Source organism: Cohnella baijiui, from assembly GCF_020731285.1.
Lineage (GTDB): Bacteria > Bacillota > Bacilli > Paenibacillales > Paenibacillaceae > Cohnella.
This window is the reverse complement of record NZ_JAJFOW010000007.1, coordinates 22476-40719: the sequence shown is the minus strand read 5'-3', so window position 1 is coordinate 40719 and position 18244 is coordinate 22476. Positions and strand designations below refer to the sequence as shown.

General features: G+C 61.6%; 12 protein-coding genes. 4 read left to right on the top strand and 8 right to left on the bottom strand.

Translation table 11 applies throughout. From position 1 onward, the window contains the following. Nucleotides 1–23: 23 nt before the first annotated feature. The 4 genes from araA to LKX83_RS09660 all read right to left on the bottom strand — a co-directional run bounded on the left by araA (nucleotide 24) and on the right by LKX83_RS09660 (nucleotide 7220). Nucleotides 24–1508 carry an L-arabinose isomerase gene (gene araA / locus LKX83_RS09675; protein ID WP_227881978.1) on the bottom strand — a complete coding sequence of 495 codons (1485 nt, stop codon included), beginning with the start codon at nucleotides 1506–1508 and terminating at the stop codon, nucleotides 24–26. 225 nt (nucleotides 1509–1733) lie between these two features. Next, a complete protein-coding gene (locus LKX83_RS09670; RefSeq protein WP_227881977.1) occupies nucleotides 1734–1964 on the bottom strand; it encodes a DUF3892 domain-containing protein in 231 nt (76 codons plus the stop codon). Between the two features lie 48 nt (nucleotides 1965–2012). Beyond that, entirely contained in the window at nucleotides 2013–5144 is a 3132-nt protein-coding gene (gene lacZ, locus LKX83_RS09665; protein ID WP_227881976.1) for a beta-galactosidase, LacZ type, read from the bottom strand. A 45-nt stretch (nucleotides 5145–5189) separates the two neighbouring features. After that, entirely contained in the window at nucleotides 5190–7220 is a 2031-nt protein-coding gene (locus tag LKX83_RS09660; protein WP_227881975.1) for a beta-galactosidase, read from the bottom strand. Between the two features lie 123 nt (nucleotides 7221–7343). Here LKX83_RS09660 and LKX83_RS09655 point away from each other — a divergent pair, with 123 nt between their 5' ends. Next, nucleotides 7344–8174 carry an AraC family transcriptional regulator gene (locus LKX83_RS09655; RefSeq protein ID WP_227881974.1) on the top strand — a complete coding sequence of 277 codons (831 nt, stop codon included), beginning with the start codon at nucleotides 7344–7346 and terminating at the stop codon, nucleotides 8172–8174. A gap of 134 nt (nucleotides 8175–8308) precedes the next feature. Next, on the top strand, nucleotides 8309–10072 hold the full coding sequence (locus LKX83_RS09650; protein ID WP_227881973.1) for an ABC transporter ATP-binding protein: 1764 nt from the start codon (nucleotides 8309–8311) through the stop codon (nucleotides 10070–10072). A 592-nt stretch (nucleotides 10073–10664) separates the two neighbouring features. On the opposite strand, the gene LKX83_RS09645 is transcribed toward LKX83_RS09650, so the two are convergent. The 3 genes from LKX83_RS09645 to LKX83_RS09635 all read right to left on the bottom strand — a co-directional run bounded on the left by LKX83_RS09645 (nucleotide 10665) and on the right by LKX83_RS09635 (nucleotide 15117). Continuing rightward, on the bottom strand, nucleotides 10665–11300 hold the full coding sequence (locus tag LKX83_RS09645) for a bifunctional 4-hydroxy-2-oxoglutarate aldolase/2-dehydro-3-deoxy-phosphogluconate aldolase (RefSeq protein ID WP_227881972.1): 636 nt from the start codon (nucleotides 11298–11300) through the stop codon (nucleotides 10665–10667). Nucleotides 11301–11473: 173 nt separating this feature from the next. Further along, entirely contained in the window at nucleotides 11474–13387 is a 1914-nt protein-coding gene (locus tag LKX83_RS09640; protein ID WP_304518315.1) for an ABC transporter ATP-binding protein, read from the bottom strand. Further along, nucleotides 13384–15117, bottom strand: coding sequence for an ABC transporter ATP-binding protein (locus tag LKX83_RS09635; RefSeq protein WP_227881971.1), 1734 nt, complete (start codon nucleotides 15115–15117; stop codon nucleotides 13384–13386). The genes LKX83_RS09640 and LKX83_RS09635 overlap by 4 nt, the downstream gene beginning before the upstream one ends. Before the next feature lie 242 nt (nucleotides 15118–15359). Here LKX83_RS09635 and LKX83_RS09630 point away from each other — a divergent pair, with 242 nt between their 5' ends. Both LKX83_RS09630 and LKX83_RS09625 read left to right on the top strand, forming a co-directional pair. Continuing rightward, nucleotides 15360–16349 carry a lipoate--protein ligase gene (locus LKX83_RS09630; RefSeq protein ID WP_227881970.1) on the top strand — a complete coding sequence of 330 codons (990 nt, stop codon included), beginning with the start codon at nucleotides 15360–15362 and terminating at the stop codon, nucleotides 16347–16349. A 26-nt stretch (nucleotides 16350–16375) separates the two neighbouring features. Beyond that, complete coding sequence (locus tag LKX83_RS09625) at nucleotides 16376–17203, top strand: aldo/keto reductase (protein WP_227881969.1); 828 nt, start codon at nucleotides 16376–16378, stop codon at nucleotides 17201–17203. Between the two features lie 101 nt (nucleotides 17204–17304). On the opposite strand, the gene LKX83_RS09620 is transcribed toward LKX83_RS09625, so the two are convergent. Next, nucleotides 17305–18240 carry an RluA family pseudouridine synthase gene (locus LKX83_RS09620; RefSeq protein WP_227881968.1) on the bottom strand — a complete coding sequence of 312 codons (936 nt, stop codon included), beginning with the start codon at nucleotides 18238–18240 and terminating at the stop codon, nucleotides 17305–17307. Nucleotides 18241–18244 lie beyond the last annotated feature (4 nt).

Below are 18244 nucleotides of genomic sequence, written 5' to 3'. Positions count from 1 at the left end.
GAGCCTGCTGCAGAAAACGGTAGTTAACGATGCGCCCAGGCGACTTGACCGAAGCGCAGTTCGTTCTTTAGCTGGCGGATCCGCGTATCGCGGTCGATGACGACGGCTTCGATAGCCGTCATCTCGGCGAAGTCGAGCAGCTGCTCGGTCGTCACCGCGAACGAGTAGACGGTGTGGTGCGCGCCACCGGCGAGGATCCATGCCTCGGCACCGGTCTGCAATGACGGCTGGGGCCTCCAGAGCACGCGCGCGACGGGCAGCTTCGGCATCGGCCGATCGACGGGAACGCCCTCCACCTCGTTTACGATCAGGCGGAAGCGGCTGCCCATATCGACGAGGGAAGCGTTCAGAGCCGAACCGCCTTTGCCGTCGAAGACAAGGCGCGCAGGGTCCGCCTTGCCGCCGATGCCGAGCGGATGGACCTCGATGCGGGGCTTCGAGGCGGCGAGCGTCGGACACACCTCCAGCATATGGGCGCCCAGCACCTGTTCGTTACCCGGCTCGAAATGGTACGTATAGTCTTCCATGAAGGAGGTATCGACACCCCCCGCGATAACCTTCATCAGCCGGGTCAGCGCCGCCGTCTTCCAGTCGCCTTCGCCCGCGAAGCCGTAGCCTTGGGCCATGAGCCGTTGAACGGCGAGCCCCGGCAACTGCTCGAGGCCGTGAAGGTCCTCGAACGTCGTCGTGAACGCCGAGAACCCGCCTTCCTCCAGAAACCGCTTGATCGCGATCTCCAGGCGCGCCTGGTAGGCGATCGCGTCCCGGACCGGCCCCGGCCGAAGCCCCTCTTCGACGATCTCGTACTGCTCGGCGTATTCGCCCAACAGGCGCTCCACCTCGTCCGCCGAGACGGCATCCACGAAGGCGGCCAGATCGCCGACGCCATGCGTGTTGACGGACCAGCCGAACTTGATCTCCGCTTCGACCTTGTCGCCCTCCGTCACGGCGACCTGCCGCATGTTGTCGCCGAAGCGGACGACCCTGAGGCTGCGGCTCTCGGCATAGGCGGCCGCGACGCGCTGCCAGGCGCTTACCCGCTCCCGCACGGCCGGATCCTGCCAATGGCCGACGACGACTTTGCGGGCGATGCCCATCCGCGCCCCGATGAAGCCGTATTCCCGGTCGCCGTGGGCGGCCTGGTTCGTGTTCATGAAGTCCATGTCGATCGTGTCCCAAGGGATGTCCCGATTGTACTGCGTATGCAGATGAAGCAGCGGCTTGCGCAGCTCCGACAGGCCGGAGATCCACATCTTGGCCGGGGAAAACGTGTGCATCCAGGTGATAATCCCGGCACACGTCTCGTCCGCCTGCGCCGCCATAATGACCTTGCGGATCTCGTCCGACGTCGTGACGACCGGCTTGAACAGCGTCGGATAGGGAAGCGCCTCGCTCAACCCTGCGGCGATCTCCGCCGAATGCGCATTCACTTCTTCCAGCGTCTCGGGACCGTACAGGTGCTGGCTGCCGGTTACGAACCAAAAGACGTAAGATTTCGTTTGGAGCATGGGATAACCTCCTAGAAGTTCGCTTAACTTGTACGTACCACTAGATCGGTTTTAGTTTACAAGAAGTCGTAAGGGTTTTCAAGCATCGATTCATTTTCCCTTCTATAAACATAGAAGTCTATATACTCTCTATCTAACTTGTACTTACAACATGAGGAGGGACGGCAAAAAGGCTCTTACGGCGCGAAGGTTCGCGCGAAAGAGCCTTTTCCCCGCCGGCCCTGCTCAGAAGGTCGGCAGATTGTCCAAGTTATTGTCTTCGCGTCCGTCCGGATCCGAGCGGAGATGCTCGTCGCCGTCCCTGCCGCGAAAGACGTTTACGTTTTCGATCTGGTCGTCCTTCGCCATCTGCTGGGCCTGTTTATAGTCGACCACCTGGCCGTTCGACAGCTTCAGCTCCACGATGTCGCCGTCGCCGTTTTTGCGGACGGCCACGATCTGTTCGCGATTCGCCATGTCCCTTCCACCTCCAGACAGGAATATTCTCCCGTCTTTCGGGCGGAATTATTCAACGGCTTTCATCCGGAACGCGAGCGCGTACGTCCGATTCGCGAACAGTCTGAACTCCGGATGAACAGGCGCCCCCCAGCTGTCGTCGCCGCCGACGCCCATCTGCCTGCCGATGATCCGCACGACCGTCCGTGCAGGCTCGGGCAGCAGGTCTTGGTGCGTGTAAGCTTCGAGCTCCTGCGGCAAATACGGCGTGGCGTTGAACTCGAACCGGGGCGCCGCCTCGAATCGCAAGCCGCCTCCGGACGCGTTCGTGACCGCCGCCGCCCGCACCTCCGTTTTGTTGCCGGATTCCTGCGGACGCAAATAGGGCGTGACTTGCTCCTTCACCCAACCTTCGTACAAACCGACGCGAGCACCCCGGTTCCGGTCCGCATAGTTCTCGTGCGGGCCTTTGCCGTACCAGGCGATCCGCCCGTAATCGTTCGCCATCTCGAATAGCACCCCGTATTCGGGAAGGTCGGGCAGCCCTTCGCCGGGCAGCAGGCGCAGCTCGACGTCGACCGTGCCGTCGCCGTGCACCCGATACGCCATCGTGCAGGAGGAGACGGGCTCCGTCGGCAGCTCGAAATCCGCGACGACGTAAGCGCCGTCGTGCGTGCGCTCCCAGCCGAAGCTCCGCAGCTTGCGTCCCGCGCCTGCCTCTCGCCACGTCGCGGAACGTTCATGCAGGCCGCAGCCTTTGTCGTTGTCCGTGTACGCCCGCCAGAAGTTGGGCCGCGGCGCGGACAGCAGACGCTCTTCTCCGCCCAGCTTGTACGAAACCAGGTCGCCCGTCCCGCTGTCGAACCGGACTTCGAACCGTTCGCCTTCCACGGTCAACTCCGTGCCGTGATCCCGCACCTTCACCGGGCCTTGCGGATGCTGCTCGCTGACGGCGGGCGCATGCGCAAACGGCACCTCGAATTGCGCGAAGGCGATCTCGTGCCCCGCGGCCGCCCATGACGCGGCTTCCCGCAGGACAAAGCTCAGCGCAATCAGGTATTCTTCACCGGGCACGGTTTCGGCCGGAAAAGCGGCGGAAAGGTCGACGTGCTTGGTCTCGCCCGGCGCAGCTTGAACGGTCGTCCGCCCTTCCAGGACAGGCGTTCCGTTCGCGGTCGTCCGCCAGACGAGATCGAACGCCTCCAGATCGGTGAACAAAAAGCCGTTCGTCACCTCGAACTGTCCCCGGCGCTGGTCCGCCGCGCGGAAACGGATGTTTTGATAGCAGGCTTTGGTCTCCAGCAGCTTCGGCGTTACCGACCGGTCCGCGAACAGCAGGCCGTTGCCGCTGAAGTTGCCGTCGTGCGGCGATTCGCCAAAGTCGCCGCCGTACGCGAGAAACACGCGTCCGTCGGGCCGCTTCGTGCGAATCGCCTGGTCGACCCAATCCCAGATAAAGCCGCCCTGCAGCACCGGATAGCGGTCGAACAGCTCCGTGTATTTGAACAGGTTGCCGTTGGAGTTGCCCATCGCGTGGCTGTATTCGCAGAGAACGAACGGCTTGCGGGGCTGTCCCGGATTGGCGGCGGCGTAAGCCTCCACCGCATCGGGCCGCGTGTACATCTGGCTCTCCACGTCCGACGCCGATTCCCACTTGCGGCAGAGGACGACGCCTTCGTAATGGACGACGCGGGTCGGATCCTGCTCGCGCAAATAGTCGTGCATGCGGACGAAGTTGTCGCCGCCCCACGATTCGTTGCCGAGCGACCAGATGACGACGGACGGATGGTTTTTGTCGCGCTGCAGCATCGAGTTGCACCGATCGATCACGTTGGCGGTCCACTCCGGCTTGCTTGCCGGCACGGCCATGCCTTCGTCCTCCTCCGACTGGCCGTACTGCCAGCTCCCGTGCGTTTCGAGATTCGTTTCGTCGATGACGTAAAGGCCGTATTCGTCGCACAGATCGTACCACTTCGGGTGATTCGGATAGTGCGACGTTCGGACCGCGTTGATATTGTGCTGCTTCATGAGCAGGATGTCCTTCACCATCTCCTCGACCCCGAGCGCGCGACCGGTGTCGCAGGAAAATTCGTGCCGGTTGACGCCCTTGAAGACGATGCGTTCGCCGTTGATCCGCATGAGCCCGTCTTCCGCAATCTCGAAGCGCCGGAAGCCGACCTTGCAGCTCACGATCTGCGTCGTCTCTCCCTTGGCATTCCGCTGCGTCAGCACGAGGGTGTACAGGTTCGGCTGCTCCGCGCTCCATTTGAGCGGACGATCCACGCGAACGGAAGCCGACGCCTCGGCGGATTCCGCCGTACCGATCGCCGCCTCGATGGAGAGCGGACGGGAAAGCACCGGCAATCGGTCTGCGTCGTAGAGCTCGCCGGTAACCGTCACCGTGCCCGCCTCGCGGACGAAATAATTGTCGAGCCGCAGCTTCACATGCAGGTCCGCGTCCGCGAAATCGTCATCGAGATCGGTCCTGACGGCGAAGTCGTAAATGTGCGTCTCCGGCGCCGTATACAGGTAAACCTCCCGGAAAATGCCGCTCAGCCGCCAGAAGTCCTGGTCCTCGAGCCAGCTGGCGTCGCACCAGCGGTAAACCTCGACGGCCAGCTTGTTCTCCCCCTCGATCAAATACGGCGTCAGGTCGAAGTCCGCCGGCGTAAAGGTATCCTCGCTATACCCGACCAGTTCTCCGTTCAGCCAGACGTAGAAGGCGGATTCCACGCCCTGAAAGCTGATGAAGACCGGCTGGCCCGCCCAGTCCGCAGGCACGGCGAACGTACGGACGTACGCGCCGACCGGGTTGTACGCCGTCGGGGCAAACGGCGGCTCGATCGGCTCCCGCTCGCTCCACGGATACCGGATATTCGTATACTGCGGATAGTCGTAGCCGTGCATTTGCCAGTGGGCGGGTACGGGGATGTCGTCCCAACCGCCGCAGTCGTAGTCCGGCGATTCGAATCCCCGCACCCTCTTGTCGGGATTTTCCGCCCAAGAGAACTTCCAGGTCCCGTTCAGGGACATATAGGACGAAGACTTCTCCTGCTCGCCGGCGAGCGCCTCCTCCAGCGAGGCATGCGTAATGAACGTCGCGTGGGCGTCCATGCGGTTCAATTGAAAGATGTCCGGATTGTTATTCCATTCGGGATAGCCGTTTTCCGGCGGTGTATACACGAATTTGCGCTTGCTCAAGCGACTCGCTCCTTTCGGTTTGAAATCCCGTCTGCGATTCGATCTTTATGCGTTCGTTTGGGCGACGATGGCAACGCCCCGTCCTGGCACGGCGAGCGCGCCGGAGACCGTTTCCCCGGTCAGCAGATCCACGCCCTCCGCGACGCCTTCCACGGTAGCGGCTTCGGGCAGGTGGTTCAGCAGGAACAAGTACCGCTTCCCTTCCTTGACCCGCACCGTCGCCTCGACGCCTTCGGACGCCCGCACGAGCGGCTCCAGCCCTTTGCCGGCCGCAAGACGGCCGAGGAAATCCCGCAGAAACGCGGCGTCCGGGCTCGTCGCCACGTACCAGGCTTCCCCGCGGCCGAATCGGTTGACCGTGACCGCCGGCATGCCTTGGTAAAAGTCGTCGCCGTATTCGGCGACGACTTCCGCGCCTTCGGCGTGGATGAGATCGCACAGGATGCCGCATTCGTATGTCCCTTGCAGCGCCCCCTGTTCTCCCTTTACCACGATCCGGTTGCGCTGCTCCGGCATCAGCGCGTCGATCTCCTCGGCCCAGATGCCGAGAAGCCGGCGCAGCTCGCCCGGATAGCCGCCGAGCGTGACGATGTCGCGTTCGTTGACGATGCCGCTGAAGAACGTCGTCACGAACGTCCCGCCCGCCGCAGTGAACGTCTCCGCCTTCGCAGCGAACCCCGGCTTCACCATGTACAGGACGGGCGCGATTACGATATCGTAGCCGCTCAGATCGGCTTCGACGCCGACCATGTCGACCGGAATTCGCAGCCGGAACAGCGCGTCGTAATATTTGTGGACCTCGTCGACGTAGTTCAGGGCGACGCTCGGACCGCTGGAAAGCTCGATCGCCCACCGGTTTTCCCAGTCGAAGACGATGGCGACGCGCGCCGCCGAGCGGGCGTCCAGCAGTCGGTCGGACAGCGCCCCAAGCTCCGTGCCGAGGGCGGCCGCTTCCCGAAATACCCGGGTATGCTCGTGGCCGACGTGTTCGATGACCGCGCCGTGGTATTTCTCGCAGGCGCCGATCGAGCGGCGGAGCTGAAAGAACAGCACCGTGTCCGCGCCGCGCGCGACGGCCTGGTAGCTCCATAGCCGCATGACGCCAGGCCGTTTGAGCGAATTGTACGCCTGCCAGTTCTGTTGGCTCGGCGTCTGCTCCATCAGCATAAACGGCTGCCCCTGCTTCAGGCCGCGCATCAGATCGTGCGTCATCGCGGTCAGACTGACGGGCGTCGTGAGCGACGGATAGTTGTCCCACGATACGACGTCCAGATGCTTGGCCCATTCGAAGTAGTCCAGCTGCGGGTACAAGCCCATCAGGTTCGTCGTGACCGGCACATGCGGTGTATGCGCTTTGATCGCGTCGTACTCCAGCTTATAGCAGTCGAGGAGGCTGGCGGACTGAAAGCGCCGATAGTCGAGCGAGATGCCCTGGAAGTTCGTATTGCTGCCGCCCCACTCCTCGCTCAGTTCGTTCGGCGGCACGATCTCGTCCCAATCGTAAAACGTATGGCCCCAGAAACGGGTGTTCCAGGCGCGGTTCAGCTCCTCGAGCGAGCCGTACCGCCGCTCCAGCCAAACGCGGAAGGCGGCCGCGCAGTTATCGCAGTAGCAGTATCCGCCGTACTCGTTGGAAACGTGCCAAATCAGCAGCCCCGGATGATCTTTGTAGCGCTCCGCCAGCTTGCCCGCGAGAAGCCGCGCGTAATGCCGGTATACGGGACTGTTCGGACAGGAGTTGTGACGCCCGCCGAACTTGCGCTTGCGGCCGTGATAGTCGACGCGCGTCACCTCGGGATGGCGTTTCGCCATCCAAGCCGGGTGTGCGCCCGTTCCGGTGGCCAGGCAGACGGAAACGCCGTTCGCATGAAGGCGGTCGATCGTCTCGTCCAGCAAGGCGAAATCGTACGCCTCCTCGCTCGGCTGAGTCAGCGCCCACGAGAAGACGTTGATCGTCGCGACGTCGATGCCCGCCAGCTTGAACAGGCGATCGTCCTCGGCCCATGTATCCGCTTCCCATTGTTCAGGATTGTAATCCCCGCCGTACCAAATCTTCGGGAGCTTCTCGTTGATCAAGATCCGACACTTCCTTGTCGTATAAAGATATCTCTATTTTAATAGAGCCTACTTTCCGGTAAAATATAAACATTCTCTATGGAAATATAACAATCTAACGAAACATCATCGGAGGAATGACGCATGTCTTCCCTGCTCCGCTTCGCGCTGACGCCGGGACAGGAGCGCCGGCTCCCCCTTTTCGTCGAGACGATCGGCACGATGCCGGACGAGGGGCGCATGGCCCGCCCCGAGGGCTATCCGTATTATCACTGGCTGCAGACGATAGAGGGAGAGGGGTTGTTCACCGCCGCCGGCAAATCGTACGCTCTGCCCGTAGGCAGCGGTCTGCTGCTCTCGCCCCACGTCCCGCACGCTTACGCGCCCGTAGGCGGCAGATGGCATACGGCTTACCTCACGTTCGGCGGCCCCGCCGTGCCGGAGATGGTGCGCGCGCTCGACCTGCAGGAGTCGTGCGCCGTCCAGTGGGAGGCCGACTCGCCGCTCGCCGGATTCGTATACGGGATGCTTGAACGAATGGCGTCGGACTCCGATTTGTTCGGCTTGAACGGCTCCGCCGACGCTTACCGTTTTTTGCTGACGCTGCGCCAATACGGCCGCTTCGATAACCAAGCCTCGATCGTTCACGCTTCGGAGAAGCTTCGTCCTTTGATTGCGTGGATGGACCGTCATTACGCCGACCCGGAGATCGGCCTCTCCGAAATGCTGGCCGTGCTCGGCATGCCCTCCAGCACGACGAACGAGCTGTTCCAGCGCACGTTCGCCCAATCGCCTTACAGCTACCTCGTTCACTTTCGCATCCGCAAAGCGAAGGAGCTGCTCATCGCTGCGCCCGAGGAAACGGTCAAGTCGATCGCGGCCAAGGTCGGCTTCCGCGATGTGAGTCACTTCGTCGCCACCTTTCGGCGCAAGACGGGCTTGCCGCCGGAGAAGTTTCGGCAGCTATATAAGTGAGAGCAAGGCGATCCCAGCGCATGCGGGGTCGCCTTTTCTTCCTCGGTATCGGGATTGACAGATCGGTCGGTTCGCGTATAATGTTGGATAACTTTGGAAGGAGCAGGGTGTCTTCCCACGACAGGAGCGTGCCTATGCCACCGAACCGGTCGATCCGGTCGTTATGGAAACGCGAAGGCTTTCGTTTTTTCTTGAGGCTGTGTTTAAGGTACAAGCATCTGTACGGACTCGTGCTGCTCCTTCAGCTCGGCGGTACAGCAGTCTCCCTGTTGTTGGCCGAGACGGCGCGGCGGCTCATCGACAATACGGACCGGACCCTCTCGAACGCGGAGCTGATCGGCTTGATTGCGGCCCTCCTCCTCTTCGTTCTGCTCGGCATCGCGCTGAACTACTTCTCCCGCGTCTGCAATCAGATCGTCAACACGCGGGTCGTTTTCGAGATGCGCCGAATGGCGCTCGATCGGCTGCTGCGCCTCTCGCTCGGCTACCACGAAGGCCGGCACAGCGCTCACGCCAACCGTTTGCTGTTCAACGAACTCGAGGTGTTCAAGCAATTTCTCGTCTTCGACATCATCCGCCTCGTCTCGCTCCCCTTCGCCTTCCTCGGGATCGGCGTGTACTTATTCGCAGTCAATCCGTTGCTAGGCGTGACGGCGCTGTGCATCGGACCGCTGCAGGTGCTCAGCAATCTGGTCGGCCGCCGCGCGTTCAAGCAGCTGATCGCCGAAGAGCAAGAGAACGGCGGCGAGGTGTTCCGCCATATGGGCGAAGCGATGGGCGGCATTCGCGAGATCAAGATGAACCGGCTGGAACGGCCGGTCATCGGGAAGTTCGGACAAGTGTGCGAGGAAGGGACGCGGCTGTGGATTTCGATCGAAAAAATGGAAGCGCTTCGCGAGCTGATTCGGGTACTCCCGGAGCGCCTCGGCTACCTCGTCGGCATGGGAGCGGGGGCGGTCTTGATCGCGATGGGTCAGATCGGCCCCGGGGCGCTCGTCGCTTTCCTCGCGCTGCTCGACAAGGTGACGGAGCCGTTCGCGAGCATCGTCGGCATTATCGGCTCCTTGCAGCGGGTCTCCTCAGGCGCCGAGCAACTGCTCGAGCTGATGGAGCGGCGGCCCGAGGACGACGACCGGGGAATCGCGCTCGCCCCGCAGCCGGCGAGCATCCGGTTCGATCGGGTGTCGTTCGCCTACGAGTCTGACCGCCAAGTGCTGCGGAACGTCTCGTTCGACGTTCCGGCCGGCAAGACGCTTGCGCTTGTCGGCCCGAGCGGCGGAGGCAAGAGCACGATCGTCAAGCTGCTGTACCGCTTTTACGAGCCGGACGGAGGCGCCATTCGCTTGAACGGACGTGCCATTGGAGAATACACGCTTGACTCCCTGCGCCAGCACCTCGCGGCCGTCGCCCAGGATGTCTATCTATTCGACGATACGATCGCCGGCAACATCGCCGTCGGCGCGTCCGATGCCGATCCTGAAGCGCTTCGACGGGCGGCGGAGCTGTCCCAGTCGCTGGGATTCATCGAGCGGCTGCCCAACGGCTTCGCGACCCCGGTCGGAGAGCAGGGCATCAAGCTGTCCCAGGGACAAAAGCAACGTATCGCCATTGCGCGCGCCATCTTGCGGAAGCCGTCGATCTTGATTCTGGACGAGCCCACCTCCGCCTTGGATGTGGAAACCGAGGCGCTGTTCCAGGCGACCCTTTCGCAATGGGCCGGTGACGCCACCAAGATCATCATCGCGCATCGGCTCTCCACGATCCGGGACGCCGACTACGTCGCCTTCCTGGAGGACGGGGAGATTCGCGAATTCGGACGTCCGCAGGAGCTGCTCCGGTCGAACGGCCGCTTTGCGGACTTCTGGCGCCGACAGGAGACTCCCTCGTTTACAGGCTGACATCGGCGGCAGCTGTGGAGGTCTGCGCCGTCCGTCTGGCCGATCGTTGCCCGCCTAGACGCGAATGCCAGTCATAACCACCGGCTTAGTCGGTGGCTTCCATCAGCCCTATTAGGGCAATGCTGCTAGCAAGCGCCTCTAAGGCGAACTGTAGAACTGTCAACCGCGTGTTGCCTCGGGCTAGCCCCTGAAAAGGGGCCTCAATACACGCCATTTTTCACCGACTCACCCGCAAACGGGTCGAACAGTTCTTTCAAACGTGAATTGATCGGACTTCTGATCTTCTTTTAGCTGATTGCGATTGTACACGGTAAATCGATTACATTTCGTCATTTAGTCCCTAAGGTGCGGATGGTGTGCTAAAAATCGAATACAATCGATCATCTATCGCCCTGGGGGCCTATTGTATTCTAATCATCGAATACTTTTGAACTTCAGTCGATCATCATGGCGTTCAAAGGATGACTACTCATAGCTTGAACCCCCAGTCGAAGTGGGAGTTTTCGTATACAAAAAGGCCTGCTCCGCTTATCGCGGAGCAGGCTTATTTGTATATGCCGGTCGGCTGCGCCGGAAGCTGCGAACGGCGGGCTCAGGCGCGCTTGACTTCGGTCGCGAAGTCGGACGCCAGCTTCGTCAGACCTTCATAATCGCCCGCCTCGATCAACGCTTTGTTGACCAGGTTGTTGCCCAGTCCCACGGCGACCGCGCCCGCTTCGATGACGGTGCGGATGTTCTGCAGGTTGACGCCGCCCGTCGCGATCAGCGGAATGTGGTCGAGCGGGGCGCGTACCTCTTTGAGGTAATTCACCCCGAGCGTCCCGAGCGGGAACAGCTTGACGGCCGAGGCGCCGGCTTTATACGCGTTCACGATCTCCGTCGGCGTCATCGCGCCCGGCCAAACGTCGACGCCCTGCTCGACGCCGTAGTAAATGACCTCTTCGTCGACGTTCGGCGAAATGAGGTACTGGGCCCCGGCGGCGACCGCTTCCTTGGCTTGTCCCAAGTCGAGCACCGTGCCCGCCCCGATACGCATCCGCCCCTCGTACGCCGAGCGCAATCGGGAAATCATGCCGAGCGCGCCTTCCGTATTCAAGGTCACTTCCAAAAACGCAATGCCGCCGTCATGCATCGCCTTGGCGACGGCATCCGCCTGCCGATCCGAGATACCCCGGACGATGGCGACGATCTTTTCCCGCTTCAGCGCTTGGAGCATTTCCGTTCGCATTTCTTCTTCCCCCTTGTCCGAGCCGAAGGCCCGGCAGCTCGACCCGCCGGACGGGCGGGTCTCTACGTGACCAGTGTACCACCGCGTTCCCATCCTTGAAAAGCGGAACGCCTCGCCGCAGCGCAAAAAACAAAAGCCGCACGCCTCCTTGCGGAGACGGACGGCGGTTTCGCTTAAACGGCGTTCGGGGCGACTCGGTCGGAGAACTGGCTGTTGTACAGGTCGGCATAAAATCCTTCCTGCGCCAGCAGTTCTTCGTGCGTGCCCTTCTCGATGACGCTGCCCTTGTTCATGACGAGGATCAGGTCGGCCTCGCGAATCGTAGACAGTCGGTGCGCAATGACGAAGCTCGTGCGGTTTTCCATGAGCGCGTTCATCGCCTTTTGGATCTGCACCTCGGTTCGTGTATCGACGCTGCTCGTGGCTTCGTCGAGGATGAGGATCGCCGGGTCCGCCAGAATGGCGCGGGCGATCGTGAGCAGCTGCTTCTGGCCTTGGGAGAGGTTGGACGCCTCCTCGTTCAGGATCGTGTCGTACCCGTCCGGCAGCGTGCGGATAAAGTGGTCCGCGTGCGCCGCGCGCGCCGCCTCGACGATCTCCTCCTCCGTCGCTCCGGCGCGACCGTAGGCGATATTGTCCCGGATCGTGCCGTTGAACAGCCACGTGTCCTGCAGCACCATTCCGAACAGACTGCGCAGATTGCCGCGCTTGAGCCGCGTGATGTCCACGCCATCCACGGTAATCGCACCGTCGTTCACTTCGTAGAACCGCATGAGCAGGTTGACGAGCGTCGTCTTGCCCGCTCCCGTCGGTCCGACGATGGCAACCGTCTGCCCGGCCTTCACGTCGATGTTCATGTGCTCGATCAGCGGCGCGTCCGCCTTGTAGCCGAAGCTGACGTCGCGGAACGCCACGTTCCCTTTTGCGCGGGCCAAGTCGAGCTCTTCCTTCGCTTCCTTCACTTCCTCTTCCTCGTCGAGCAGCTCGAACACCCGCTCTGCCGAAGCGATCGTGGACTGGATGATGTTCGCGATGTTCGCTGTCTGCGTGATCGGCATCGTGAACTGTCGCGCATACTGGATGAACGCCTGGATGTCCCCGATATTGATCGAGCCGCGCGTCACCAGCACCCCGCCGACGACGCTGATCGCGACGTAGCCGATGTTGCCGATGAGGCTCATGAGCGGCATGATGATGCCCGACACGAACTGCGCCCGCCATCCGGCGTCGTACAGTTCCTTGTTGATCGTGTCGAACTTGTCGAGCGCCTTTTTCTCGTGGCCGAACGCCTTAACGATCTGGTGCCCGGTATACATCTCCTCGACATGTCCGTTCAGCTCGCCGAGATGCTTTTGCTGCCCTTTGAAGTACGTTTGCGACCGCCCCGCGATCGCCTTGATCACGAGGAAGCTGAGCGGCAGCGTCAGCACGAGAATGAGCGTCAGCAGCGGGCTGATCGTCAGCATCATGACGATGACGCCGATCAGCGTGACGACCGAGGTGATGAGTTGCGTCAAGCTCTGCTGCAGCGTGTTGCTGATGTTGTCGACGTCGTTGACGACGCGGCTCAGAATTTCGCCGTGCGTCCGGGAATCGTAGAACTTCAGCGGCAGCCGCGACAGCTTGTCGTTCACATCGTTGCGCAGGCGGTAGACCGTCTTCTGCGCGACGCCCGCCATGAGGAACTGCTGCACGTACCCGAACGCGGAGCTCAGCAGGTACAGGCCCGCCAACAGCGCGACGATGTTCCAGATGCCCTGGTAATCGATCGCGGCGCCCGGAACATGTTGCATTTTTGCTACGACGCCTTTGAACAACAACGTCGTCGCATGGCCCATGATCTTCGGGCTCAGAATGGAGAAGACGGTGCTCAGGATCGCCGTCAGGAAGACGGCCAGCAGCTTGAACCGGAACGGCTTCAAATATTGCAGCAGCCGGCGGAAAGAGCCTTTGAAGTTTTTGGCTTTCTGTCCCGGCATCGCCATCATGCCCGGCGGACCGAAGCCGGGACCGCGGCCGGGGCCGCCGCCGCCCGGACCTCTGCCCGGACCGCCCGCCCCGCGTTGTTGGTTCGATGGCCCGCTCATGCGATCTCCTCCTCCGACAGCTGCGAAGACACGATCTCCCGATATACCTCGGAAGATTTCAGCAGCTCGTGATGCGTGCCGATGTCTGCGATGCGTCCCTCGTCCAGCACGATGATCTGATCGGCATCCATGACGGTGCTGACGCGCTGGGCGACGATAATGACGGTCGACGACCGCGTTTCGCCCTTCAAGGCCGCGCGCAGCTTGGCGTCGGTCTTGAAGTCCAGCGCGGAGAAGCTGTCGTCGAACAAATAAATGTCCGGCCGCCGTACGAGCGCGCGGGCGATGGAGAGCCGCTGCTTCTGCCCGCCGGACACATTGGTCCCGCCTTGGGCGATGCTCGACGCGAAGCCGTCTTCCATGCCCGAGATGAACTCGGTCGCCTGGGCGATATCGGCCGCATGCCGGATCTCTTCGTCCGTCGCCTCCTCCTTGCCGAAACGGATGTTGTCCTCGATCGTGCCGGTGAACAGCACCGCTTTTTGCGGCACGAGGCCAATCTGGGCGCGGAGCTCCTCCTGCTTGCGTTCCCGCACGTCGACGCCGTCGATGCGGACCGAGCCGCTCTCGGCGTCGTAAAACCGCGGGATCAAATTGAGCAGCGTCGACTTGCCCGCGCCCGTGCCTCCGATGATCGCCGTCACTTCGCCGGGACGCGCCGTAAACGTGATGCCGGAGAGTGCCGGCTGTTCGGCCCCGGGATAGCTGAAGGTAACGTCGTCGAATTCGACCAGTCCGCTCGTCGCGATCTCCGTCCGGGCGTCAGGCGCGTCGACGAGCGTCGGCGGCAGATCGAGCACTTCGTTGATCCGGACGGCGGAAGCCGAAGCGCGCGGCACCATGACGAACATCATCGACAGCATCAGCATGGAGAACATGATCTGCATGGCGTATTGCAAGAAGGCCATCAAGTCCCCGACCGCCATATGGCCGCTGCCGATCCGTTCGCCGCCGAACCAAATGATGGCGATCGAGGAAAAGTTCATGATCAGCATCATGAGCGGCCAGAGGGCGGCCATGATCTGATTGACCCGGATCGAGGTGTCCGTCAGATCCTTGTTCGCCTCCACGAAACGCTTCTTCTCATGCTCCGTCCGGTTGAACGAACGAATGACGCGGATGCCGGTGAGGCTTTCCCGCAGCACGAGATTCAGCTTGTCCAGCTTCTTCTGGATAACCCGGAAGAGCGGAATGCCCTTGCTCGCGACCGCGACGATCGTGAGCACCAGCACCGGGATCGCCACGACGAGCACGAGCGACAGCGTCGCGTCCTTGGACACGGCCATAATGATGCCCCCGATGCACATCATCGGCGCCATGACCATCATCCGCAGCATCATGATCAGCACTTGCTGCACCTGGGTGATGTCGTTCGTCGTCCGGGTGATGAGCGACGCGGTACCGATCTTGTCGAACTCGCGCAGCGAGTAGTTCTCGACCTGGGAAAAAACGTTCGCCCGCGCGATTTGGCCGAAGCCCGCCGCGATTTTGGACGAATACAGGCTGGCGAGAATCGACACCGCCGTCCCGCCCAGCGTGACCAGCAGCATAAATCCGCCGATTTTCAAAATATAGTTCGTGTCGCCTTGACGGTCCACAATCCCGATGTTGACGATATCCGCCATCAACGTCGGCAAATACAGTTCCGAAAGCGACTGCAGCAGGATGAGCGCCATGACGAGCGCGATCAGCCAGCGATACGGCTTCAGCAGCCGAAACAGCTTAAGCATCCAAGGTTCATCTCCATTCCTTTGCGCTTGTATTGTGAGTATACTCAGTATACTGGACGCCGTCAAGAAACATTTCCATATCCTCCCTCGTACCCGCCGGGGTTCCTTCGACGCGCTCTATTTTACATTTCCAATATGAACGGAATATGAACTGGACGAATTTGTCCGCACGTCCCAAATGGCATAAAATAGAGAACGAACCCCGAATGTTCGACTCGTCGGTAGAAGGAGGCCAGAACGACTTGCTGTTCATCGACAACGGCAACAATCACGATCCCGCGCTGAACCTGGCGCTTGAGGAGTACACGCTCCGCCGGCTGCCCGGCGACGAGCCCTACCTGCTGTTCTACATCAACCGTCCGTCCATCATCATCGGTAAAAATCAAAACACGGCCGAAGAGGTCAACGCGTCGTATGTGGAGGAGCACGACATCCAGGTCGTTCGCCGGCTGTCCGGCGGCGGCGCGGTCTATCACGACCTCGGCAACCTGAACTTCAGCTTCATCACGAAGGACGACGGCCAGTCGTTCCACAACTTCCGCAAATTCACGGAACCGGTCGTTGCGGCTCTGCGCGAAATGGGCGTCGAGGCGGAGCTGTCCGGCCGCAACGACATTCAGGTCGGCGAACGCAAAATTTCCGGCAACGCCATGTTCTCGACCAAAGGCCGGATGTTCAGCCACGGCACGCTGCTGTTCGACTCCCATATGGAAAACGTCTCTTCGGCGTTGAACGCCAATCCGCTCAAGTTCGAATCGAAGGCGACCAAGTCCGTCCGAAGCCGCGTCGCGAATATCACGGAATTTTTGCGCGAGCCGATGACGATCGACGCGTTCAAAGCCCGTCTGCTCGCCTCGATCTTCGCCGGCGCCTCTCCCGTCCCGCAGTACCGGCTGACCGAGGATGACTGGGCGGCTGTCCGCCGGCTGGCGGACGAACGGTACCGGAGCTGGGAATGGAACTACGGGCTGTCTCCGGCGTTTAACGTCCGCCAGGCGAAGCGCCTCGCGGCTGGCACCTTCGACGTCCGGCTGAACGTGCAGGAAGGGAAGATCGTCGAGGCGGCCGTCTACGGCGACTTCTTCGGACGGGGCGAAGTCGCCGACGTGACCGATCGCCTCCGCGGCGCGCGCTACGATCGCGCCTCGATCGCGGCGGCGGTGGCGGACGTCGACCTCGCTTTCTACTTCGGCCCCGTCGAACGCGAGGAATGGCTGGATTTGTTCATTTAACCCATCCGACAAGGAGCGATGATCCCATGACAACATCCCTGCAAGCCGCAGCGACGCTGCGAAACGGCGTAAAAATGCCCTGGCTCGGTCTCGGCGTCTGGAAAATGAGCAACGACGCGGAGGTCGTGAACGCCGTCCGTGCCGCGATCGACGCCGGTTACCGCAGCATCGACACCGCGATGATCTACCGCAACGAGGAGGGCGTCGGCCAAGCCGTCAAGGAAAGCGGCGTCCCGCGGGAAGAGCTGTTCGTCACGACGAAGATCTGGAACGACGATCAGGGCTACGACCAAGCGCTCGCGGCGTTCGAAGCGAGCAAGCGCCGCCTCGGTCTCGACTACATCGACCTGCTTCTGATCCATTGGCCGGGGAAGGACAAATTCGTCGACACTTGGCGGGCGCTCGAAAAGATCTACGCGGACGGCCAGGTCCGGGCTATCGGCGTGTCCAACTTCAAAGTCCATCATCTCGAAACGCTCGCCCGCCACAGCGACCTCGCCCCGATGGTGAACCAGATCGAATTCCACCCGCTGCTCACCCAACGCGACACGCTCGCGTATTGCCGGGATCACGGCATCCAGCTCGAGGCTTGGAGCCCGCTCATGCAGGGGAACCTGGATCAGCCCGTTCTGCAGGAGCTGGCTGCCAAGTACGGCAAAACGCCTGCCCAGATCGTCCTGCGATGGGATCTGCAGCAAGGCGTCGTCACGATTCCGAAGTCCTCGAATCCGCGGCGGATCGCCGAGAACGCCGAGCTGTTCGACTTCAGCCTGACCGAAGACGAGGTTCGACGGATCGAGGGGCTGAACGAAGACCGCCGCTTCGGGGCGGATCCGGATACCTTCCTGTTCTAACGAGACTGATCGGACAGCGTCATGCAAAAAAGGGGTTGCCCCTGCAAGAAGCATTCTTGCGGGGCAACCCCTTTTTTTTGCGTTTCACTGTTGCCGGCAGGTTACACGCCATGCAAGTCGAGCTTGTCCGACGTGCGGCGGAAAAGCGGCGGCAGCGGCGCGCGGAACTCGCGGCCGTCCGGCAGGACGATGCGCCAGGCATGCAGCAGCTGGTGGTTGATGCCGGCGAAGATTCGGCCGCCATACTTCACGTCGCCCAACAGCGGGTGGCCGATACTCTGGAAATGCGTGCGGATCTGGTGCGTCCGGCCGCTGACGAGCTCCACCTCGACGAGCGTATACCCGTTCTCGCTGGACAAAGCCCGATAGCGCGTCGTCGCCGACTTCGCGTCTTCCTGCGCGTCCCGCACGCCGGCGACCCGGGTCCGGTTCGCCTTCTCGTCGCGAACGAGCGCTCCGGTTAGCTCCCCTTCGCCGACGAGCTTGCCTTCGACGATCGTCACGTAATATTTCTCCAGCTCGTGTTTTTGAATCCACTGATTGAGCTGATGCAGCATGCCCGCCGTCTTGCCGACGAGCACGAGGCCGCTCGTGTTGCGGTCCAGCCGGTTAGCCGTCGCCGGCATGAATATCGGGCTGTCCAGTTCGCCTTTCTTGTACAAATAAGCGTGCACCCGATTGACGAGCGTGTCCTTCTGGTCCGTCTGGTCGGGATGCGTCAGCATGCCGGCCGGCTTTGCCGCGACGAGCAGCTGGTCGTCCTCGTAGACGACGTCGATGTTCGCATTGACGCCGACGTACTTGGCTTTTTTTTGCCCGATGGAGGCTTCGGTGTACTGTGTCTCCTCGAGGTACAGCGTCAGCTCGTCGCCGGAGGCGAGCTCGTAGTTTTGATTTTTGCGTTTGCCGTTGATTTTGACTTTCCCTTGGTCGATCATCTTGTAGATCTGCCCCAGCGGCAAGTTCGGCATAAGATTGCGCAAGTAGCGGTGCAGCCGCTTGCCGCTCTCGGATGGCGTAACCGTGCGGGTAATCATGAGT